The sequence below is a fragment of the Phyllobacterium sp. genome, assembly GCF_037994425.1.
Taxonomy (GTDB): Bacteria; Pseudomonadota; Alphaproteobacteria; order Rhizobiales; family Rhizobiaceae; genus Phyllobacterium.
Genome location: NZ_JBBNAM010000174.1, coordinates 1 through 8,655, shown reverse-complemented (window position 1 = coordinate 8,655; position 8,655 = coordinate 1). Strand labels below are relative to the sequence as shown.

Sequence of the window (8,655 nt, the reverse complement as noted above, 5' to 3'; positions counted from 1 at the left end):
GCACGAGGGTCAACTGTTGGGACTTGTGGTCAATGATCTCGACGTTATTCGCCGTCTCCCCGATCACGCCATAGATGCGATTCCTGCGGTGCTTCAGAAGGGGCGAGGCGACGCACAGATCGAGGCTATCGGCAGGATTGCCGAGGGTGGACAGCTTATCTCCATTTTATCGCCAGAAAAACTGTTCGGCCACAAGGAGGTCACTCAGGCAATCGCCAGGAACCAAGGAGCGAAGCCGATGGAGGCGACAGGAACAAGCGGCGAGGCACTTGAGCAATTTCTGATCTTCCAGCTCGGCGATGAAACCTACGGCCTTCCGGTCAGATCGGTCGACGAAGTCGTCCGAGTTCCAAGCGATATCACGCGCGTTCCCGGCGCTCCAAGTTTTGTAGTGGGCGTCATCAATCTTCGCGGCAAAGCTGTACCCCTTATCGACCAGCGCGCGCGTTTCGACACGCCTTCGACGCAGCAATCGGCCAAGACCCGCGCCATTGTTTTGACGCTTGGCCAACTGCAGGCAGGGTTTGTCATCGACGGTGTATCTGAGGTTAAGGCAATCGCGTCGTCCGCCCTATCAGAGGCACCAAAATTTTCCTCTGAACAAACGGATGTTTTTGACCGAGTTGCCCATATTGAGGCGGACGGCCGAATGATACTGCTGATCGATCCCCAGGAGCTTCTGTCACGGGCCGAACGAGATGTGGTGGCTTCGATCGCGAACGATGTGACCGCGGCGGTGGGGCCGTGATCCGCCTGCTCATCGTCGAGGATTCCGCTTTAATGCGAAAGCTACTGGGGCAGATTTTTACTGACGAGGGTGATTTCGAGATCGAGTTTGCACGGGACGGCGCCGAAGCCTTAAAGGTCATTTCGAGCTTCCGGCCTGACGTTGTAACCCTCGATATCCATATGCCTCTTGTGGACGGACTGGCTTGTCTGGACCGCATCATGCTGGATTACCCTTGCCCGGTCGTCATGGTGTCCTCGCTCACCGAAGAAGGCGCTGAGGAGACCTTGGCCGCTCTCGAGATTGGAGCGGTCGACTTTATCGCCAAGCCCGGTGGCGCAATCTCGCTTGGGATCGAAGACCTTGCCCCGCGCCTGGTCGAGAAGGTTCGTATGGCAGCAACGGTTCGCATTCGCCGCAGCCGACGTCTGGCCGAGCGTGTGCGCATGGCGCATATGGCGCCACAACCATCGCCCTCGAGGCCGTTCAGTCGGCGAGACGCAGCCGATAGATTGTTTCGCGACCCTGGCAAACCCGGTCTTGTCCTCATCGGGGCATCAACAGGCGGTCCGCCGGCGCTGGACGCAGTCCTCGCCAAGCTCCCGGCAGACTTTCGCTTTCCGGTCGTGGTGGCGCAGCACATGCCCGCCTCCTTCACCGGCCCCCTCTCCCGGCGCCTGAACAAGATTTGCGCGCTCAACGTCAGCGAGGTAAAGCAACAGATCAAGCTCGAACCGGGGAATGTCTATATCGCCAAGGGAGATGCCGATATCGTAATATCGTCCCGTGCCGGGGCGCTGGTCGCAATGGCCGCCCCCAGCGACCCGGCCTACCGGTGGCATCCAAGCGTTGAGCGAATGGTGCGCTCAGCTATGAAGCATGTGCCGGCAGCCGATCTCGTCGGCGTACTGATGACTGGGATGGGAAGTGACGGGGCGGCTGCGATGGCAGATCTTCACGCCAGCGGCGGTTATACGATTGCCGAATCCGAAGACACTGCCGTCGTGTGGGGCATGCCGGGCGAGTTGGTGCGCCTTCAAGGCGCAAGCGAGACTACGAGGGTTGACGACATCGGAACCTCCCTGCTGGATCGGGTTAGCTGATGGCGACTACTCCCGCCGAGCCGAGCGATGACCGCGCATCTCCGCTTTCCGCCGCCGATCTCGAGGAGATATGCGCCATAATATACAAGCGAAGCGGTATGGTTTTCGGCGAGACGAAACGCTACTACATCGAGCGCCGGGTGGCGGACCTAATCGCGCAACGACAATCCGCGTCTGCCAGGAACTATATTGGCGTCCTGCGCGGAGACCCACGCGAGACTGAGTTGCTCATCAACAGCTTCACGGTTAACGAGACGTATTTTTACCGCGAGCAGCACCAGTTGGCATGCTTGAGCAACTCGATCCTGCCGGAAGTTATCCGCTCAAAGGGACCTGGCGACCGAATTCGCATCTGGTCGATGCCCTGCTCCAGCGGCGAGGAGCCGTATTCGATTGCCATCTGGCTGTTGGAGAACTGGCCTCTGGTCGACGCCTATAATGTCGAGATCACTGGATCGGATATCGATACCGACGTCCTGAAGCAGGCCGTCGAAGGATATTACGGGCCGCGGTCGTTGTCGAAGATTCCCAAGGACATCCTTGATCGGTATTTCGACCCGGAGAAAGATCAGCAACGCCGACTGATCAGCGATTTAAGGGAGTCTGTGACGTTTGCGAAAGGCAACATCATCGATCGGCAAAGCTTGGCCGCAATTGGGCGTTTCGATGTGATCTTCTGCCGAAACCTTTTGATCTATTTCGATGAGGCGGCGCGCGAGATTGCAGCTCGTAATATTCACGAGCTCCTCTATCCCGGCGGCTTTATCTGCCTGGGGCATACCGAGTCCATGTCGCGCATTTCGGAGACCTTCGAACCCGTCCGGTTTCCCGACGCCATCGTCTACCGGGAAAGACGAGGGAAAAATGAATGGATGAATTGATCGTTCAGTTTGCCACCGAGGCGCGAGAGTTGGTCCAGCAGGCCACCGAGGATCTGCTGTCGCTGGAGTCAAATCCACAGAAACGGGATAGCCTTGAGAGTGCATTCCGGTCGATTCATACGTTGAAAGGCTCTGTTGGTCTCTTCGATTTTGGCTCGATGCTCGCCGTCTTGCATCAGGCGGAAGATCTGTTGAGCCGGGCGCGGGCCGATAAGATCGTCGTTAATGGCACACTGATTGATTGTCTTCTCGCTGTGGTTCAGTGGGTTGAAGACAGTCTCCCCGGCATATCTCAGACGGGGCGGTTGTCGGAGGCGCAAGAAAAACAGGCTCCGCGACTGATCGGAATCCTTAGCGGCGAAATGACCGATCAAGTCGACGATGTGATCGGACCTGGACCTGAGCAAATACCAGGCTGGGCTTTGTCTTTGCGTGAGCAAGCTCCCGCCTCAGATTCCGAGGGAAGCCTAATTGCCATTCGCTATGAACCGCATCCCGAATGCTTCTTCAACGGCGACGATCCGCTGGCGACCCTGACGAAGGTCCCAGACCTCCGGCATCTGAACATCTTCTTGAAAGAGCCCCAAACCTCCCCGCAAAACTACGACCCGTTCAGATGTCATCTTTTGATTGAGGCTTTGTCCGGGGGGGCTCTGGCTGAGGCCGAAGCGGTGTTCCGGCTCATACCCGACCAGGTCGAGCTTCTCGCTCTGCCCGCAGACGACGCGAAGCTTCCCGCCGTTCCATCGGGGACGCCGTCCGATCACTCCGTTGAACGCCAATCGACAACCATGCGGGTCGATTCCGCGCGTATCGACAAGCTGGTCGAGATCGCTGGTGAGTTGATTGTTGCCAAAAACGGGCTTGTGCCGCTAGCAGGCGAAGCGCAAGAGCTTGGCAATCGCCGGCTGGCGAGGCGCATATTGTCGAGCCACCACGAGATCGAGCTGCTTGTCGCCTCCCTCTACGGCGCCGTTACCCAAGCGCGCCTGATCCCGCTCGAACACGTATTCCGCCGCTTTCCCCGACTGGTACGAGAAACCTCGACAAGACTTGGCAAGGCACTCGATCTGATCATCGAAGGTGAGACAGTCGAAGCGGATCGCGAAATCGTCGAGAACCTCTTCGAACCGCTGCTGCACCTTGTTCGAAATAGCCTCGACCACGGAATCGAGCCTGAGGCCGAGCGATTGCAGCTTTCCAAGCCGGCCAGAGGGCGCCTCCGCCTGACTGCCCGGCAACGCGGTGACCAGATCGAAATCGAAGTGGCCGATGATGGTCGCGGCATCGACCCGCAGCGTGTCCGCGCGACTGCAGTCGACCGGGGTGTCATATCGGAAATTCAGGCAACCGCTTCGTCTGATGAGGCCGTCCTTCAATTGGTTTTTGCGCCTGGCTTCTCTACAGCGTCGTCGATCTCCGACCTGTCGGGGCGCGGGGTCGGCCTTGATGCCGTACAGAGTTCCATCAAGAAGCTCGGCGGGTCGGTGGAACTAAGCAGCGCGGTCGGATCGGGAACATCGTTCAGTCTGAAACTGCCGATCAGTTTCTCGATGACCCAGCTCATGATCGTGGAGGTGGGTGGCGAGCGCTATGGAATCCCGCTGTCGGATGTCGTGGAGACACATAGATTGCCGGCCAGCGCCGTTCAGTGTGTAAGAGCGGGCCAGGCGTTCGTCCTGCGCAATCAAACCGTCCCGTTGCTTCATCTGCGCGAACTACTCCAGTTGCCTTCCTCTGGATCTCCCTCCGGTGATCTTAAGGTCCTTATCATGCGAACGGCAGGAGGCAAGATCGGCATTGCGGTCGAGAAAATCGCGGAACGCTCTGAAACTCTGACGCGGCCCCTGTCCGGTCTGTTGCAGGGCGTCGCCGGGATTGCTGGTACCACACTATTGGGCGACGGCCGGGTTTTACTTGTCCTCGACATGGAGGATCTTGTGCGATGACAGTCACTCTTGACGGCGACGTTATTGCGCTTTCCGGACCTTGCGGTGTCGAGGAGGTCGAAACGCTAGTGAATTACCTTGAGAACCACCCATCTGCCCCTGTTGATGTTGGTGAGGCCACGTCGATCCACACCGCACTCTGGCAGGCATTGCTGGTTTTCAGGCCGAAAATCAGCGGATCACCCAGCTCGATGGCGCTCGGGCAGGTTCTCTTGGGAATAGAAGCCTATCTACGGAACGACAAAGAAGACGCCTGATTTGCTAGGGCATAAAACGACAAATAATGGTAGTACGAGTACACGGTAGAACGGCTACCTGACGACGGGATTGTAGAATGACAGTGAAAGTTTTGGTGGTAGACGACAGTAAATTGGCGCGCATCGTAGCAGGCAAGGCAATAGCTGCTTTGCAGCCAGACTGGACGCGCGTTGAGGCGGCGAGCGCTGCGGACGCCCTTGGGATCGTCAGGTCCGAGCAGATCGACGTCGCCATTCTCGATTTCAACATGCCTGACAAGGACGGCCTCGAACTGGCGTCCGAGCTACGCGCTAGCCATCCCAGCATGCCGATCGCCGTGATTACGGCGAACGTCCAGGATGAGATTGTCGCCAGGGTGCGCGCGCTCAATGCGACGTTTGTTGCAAAGCCGGTAACCCAGGATGCGTTGAGTGGCTTCATTTCCGGGGCCGCGCTCCGGCTCAAGAAAGCGGCAACATGAGTGATCAAGCCGTAGGCCTAGACGAGCTCGAACTCGACGCCCTGACGGAACTCGTCAATATCGGGGTGAGCCGCGCTGCTGCCAGCCTCAGAAAGATGGTGAACAAGCAGGTTATTCTGTCTGTACCTTCCGTTGAGATCGTTACCCGGAAGTCTGCCGCGTCCTTGATTGGCCAGCGTGAGAGCGAGAAACTCATCGCTGTCCAACAACAGTTCGAAGGCCCGTTCTCAGGGCGAGCGCTTCTGATCTTTCCCGAAAGCGACGGGTTATCGCTCGTTCGCGCGATCGTCGGCGATGACTTGGGAGAAAGCGAACTTGCCGCGATAGAAGAAGAAGCCCTTGCCGAAACAGGCAATGTCATTCTGAATGGCTGTCTTGGGTCCATGGCAAACATGCTGCAGCACACGCTGAAAATGTCGCTTCCCCATGTTCGCCGCGGCGATAGCAATCTTTTGTTCGAGATCCTGCCAGGCTCGAATGAGGAGGGCTTTGTTCTCTTCCTCTACATCAACTTCTCGGTAAAGGAGCACGATATTCGCGGCTATATTGCGATGATTATGGATTTGCCATCGATGGAGAGACTCAAGCAGCACATCGCGGACTTTATCGACCGCGTCATGATGGAAAGCCCGTAGCGTGAACCATACAACTGGCCGCATCCATGATTGAAGATGCCAAATCGTCTACAGAAATGCCGACCGCACTTGATGCGGCTCAGCGCCGGTTGGAATTGACCCTCGATGCCGCCGGCGCGACCTGCGGATGGGAATGGGATATCCCGGCGCGTCGACTTGTCGCTGACGCGAAATTTGCTGCGATAACCCATCAAGACCCCGTCGCCCTCGCCGATGGTGTATCGACGGACAGATTCTATGTGTCCATTCATCCCGACGATCTGAAGAGGGTGAAGTTGGCCGTCGCCGGCATTCTCGCCGGATCAGAGGTTTTTTCTAAAGAGTATCGACTGCTGCGCAATGACGGCGGCTATCGCTGGGTGCACGCCCGAGGCCGGACTATTTTCAGCGAGAACGACGAGCCAATGAAATTTGTCGGCGTTCTCGTTGACATCACCGAGCAGAAACGCACCAGCGAGCAGTTGCGCATTGCCCAGTCGGCAGGCGGCATAGGCACGTTCGAACACCTTGTCGGCTTCGGCACCATTACCGTTTCGGAACAATTTTGTCGGCTTTTCGGCCTTCACCCGACCAAAGTCCTTCCGATCCGGACGCTCAATGATCTCATCCACCCTGACGACGACCCACTGATTGATCTGAGCGGTCCAAATGGCTTTCAGAACGAACAGGACATCGAGTTTCGTGTCAGGCGTGCCGCCGATGGCCAGGAGCGCTGGCTGGCGCGTCGGGGAGAATACGTGGATGATCTGGAATCGAACGCCCGACGCTATGTCGGCGTAGTCTTTGACATTACAGAAACAAAACAGACCCAAGAGAGCCTGAGAGAGGCGAACCAGAAGCTGTCCGAAATCGCTCGCGACAGCGTACGTGATCGCGATCGCGTGTGGAAGAATTCGCGCGACCTTCTCGTCGTGATCGGTTTGGATGGCGTGTTCCGCGACGTCAGCCCCTCTTGGCAGCAAATCCTCGGACACCAGGTCGAAGAAGTCGTAGGGCAGAAGGTCCTCGACTTCGTGGCAGTGGATCAAAGGGAGGCTGTTCAACCCGAACTGAAGAAGGCGATCGAGAACGTCTATGCCGAACTGGACGCGACCCTTATCCACGCAGATGGTTCTGAACGCATCGTGTCCTGGATGACCTCCCGTGAAGACGACCTCGTCTACGCCTATGGGCGCGATATAACGGTTGAGAAACAGCAAAAGGCGATCCTGGAGCAAACCGAAGACCAACTTCGGCAAGCGCAAAAAATGGAGGCGGTCGGTCAGCTCACCGGCGGGATAGCACACGATTTCAACAACATGCTTACGGGGGTCATTGGCGCACTGTCACTTCTCAAGCGTCGGATCGCGGCCGGTCGTCTGGATGAACTGGACAAGTTCATTGATGCCGCAACATCTTCTGCACACCGCGCCGCTGCCTTGACCCACCGGCTTCTTGCGTTTTCCCGCCGTCAGTCCCTCGACCGTCACTCCATCGATCTCACGCAGCTCGTTCATTCGATGGAGGAGCTATTTCGCCGAACCCTGGGCGAACAGGTCGAGCTCGAGATCATGACCGGCCCCGACACTTGGAAAGCAGTGACTGACGCAAACCAGCTTGAGAGCGCTGTTCTCAATCTAGTAATCAACGCACGCGACGCTATGCCGAACGGCGGAAAACTCACTATCGAGACGACCAACGTGACACTTTCGCAAGCTGATCTCGCTAAAGGTGAGACGCTCAGGCCCGGTAGCTATGTGGTTCTGGCGGTCAGCGATACGGGCACGGGAATGTCACAAGCGACAATCGATAAGGCCTTTGATCCCTTCTTTACGACCAAGCCGATTGGACAGGGAACCGGACTCGGACTTTCGATGATCTATGGCTTCGCGCAACAATCAGGCGGTCATGCCCGAATTTACAGCCAACTCGACATTGGGACGACGATAAAACTCTACCTGCCACGCAGCACTGAAGGAGAACCTGCGGTTGATCAAGCGAGCGAGGAAGACTCTATCGCACCACGCGGAGAAGGCGAAACCGTCCTTGTCGTCGAGGACGACGATGCGGTCCGCCTGCTCGTTGTCGATGTTCTCAACGATCTGGGCTATCGCGTTCTGGAGGCGATCGATGGGACCCAGGCGCTACCGTACCTCGAGGGCAAGGGACGAATCGATCTGCTGATTTCGGACGTCGGCTTGCCAGGTCTTAATGGGCGCCAACTTGCCGAAATCGCCCTAACCGCGCGGCCCACGTTGAGCGTCCTGTTCATCACGGGCTATGCTGCAACGGCCGCGTCTCGCGCAGACTTCCTGGCGCCTGGCATGGAGATGATAACGAAACCCTTCGCCCTTGATGATCTTGCCCAAAAAGTGAAAGAAATACTGACGAAGTGATTTTCGTACGCTTGAAGGCGTCTTCTACTACCGCGCGGAACATTTGCGCCGCTTCTACAGTGCGGATGTGCCGAGGTTACGACGGAGGGCGGATTGATCGGTGCTATGGCGCTGTCTAAGTCGATCGTCAGTTCAGACGATAGTCATTCAACCCACTTTGATGGGTTGAATAATTTCTAAAAATGCATTATTTGAACCATTGAAAGGGTCAATTAATGCGCCTAACGCTCCAAACCCATTTTGATGACGAGTGGCATTACGCCGCGA

At 57.2% G+C, this 8,655-nt stretch carries 8 protein-coding genes; all 8 read left to right on the top strand.

Annotated features, from left to right (window positions below):
• Positions 1-748 (top strand): chemotaxis protein CheW (locus tag AAAB35_RS12865; RefSeq protein ID WP_340668671.1); only part of this gene is annotated, 748 nt, incomplete at its 5' end.
• On the top strand, positions 745-1,830 hold the full coding sequence (gene cheB / locus AAAB35_RS12860; RefSeq protein ID WP_340668670.1) for a chemotaxis-specific protein-glutamate methyltransferase CheB: 1,086 nt from the start codon (positions 745-747) through the stop codon (positions 1,828-1,830). The genes AAAB35_RS12865 and cheB, both read left to right, overlap by 4 nt.
• Positions 1,830-2,711, top strand: coding sequence for a protein-glutamate O-methyltransferase CheR (locus AAAB35_RS12855; protein WP_340668669.1), 882 nt, complete (start codon positions 1,830-1,832; stop codon positions 2,709-2,711). The genes cheB and AAAB35_RS12855 overlap by 1 nt, the downstream gene beginning before the upstream one ends.
• A complete protein-coding gene (locus AAAB35_RS12850; protein ID WP_340668668.1) occupies positions 2,699-4,660 on the top strand; it encodes a chemotaxis protein CheA in 1,962 nt (653 codons plus the stop codon). The genes AAAB35_RS12855 and AAAB35_RS12850 overlap by 13 nt, the downstream gene beginning before the upstream one ends.
• The gene (locus AAAB35_RS12845) at positions 4,657-4,917 is read left to right on the top strand and encodes a hypothetical protein (protein WP_112825206.1); all 261 of its coding nucleotides are present in this window, start codon (positions 4,657-4,659) and stop codon (positions 4,915-4,917) included. The genes AAAB35_RS12850 and AAAB35_RS12845 overlap by 4 nt, the downstream gene beginning before the upstream one ends.
• A gap of 77 nt (positions 4,918-4,994) precedes the next feature.
• The gene (locus AAAB35_RS12840) at positions 4,995-5,378 is read left to right on the top strand and encodes a response regulator (protein ID WP_018859670.1); all 384 of its coding nucleotides are present in this window, start codon (positions 4,995-4,997) and stop codon (positions 5,376-5,378) included.
• Positions 5,375-6,013 carry a chemotaxis protein CheC gene (locus AAAB35_RS12835; protein ID WP_112665426.1) on the top strand — a complete coding sequence of 213 codons (639 nt, stop codon included), beginning with the start codon at positions 5,375-5,377 and terminating at the stop codon, positions 6,011-6,013. Before AAAB35_RS12840 ends, AAAB35_RS12835 begins: the two co-directional genes overlap by 4 nt.
• Positions 6,014-6,039: 26 nt before the next feature.
• Positions 6,040-8,388 carry a PAS domain-containing protein gene (locus AAAB35_RS12830; protein ID WP_340668667.1) on the top strand — a complete coding sequence of 783 codons (2,349 nt, stop codon included), beginning with the start codon at positions 6,040-6,042 and terminating at the stop codon, positions 8,386-8,388.
• Positions 8,389-8,655: the final 267 nt, after the last annotated feature.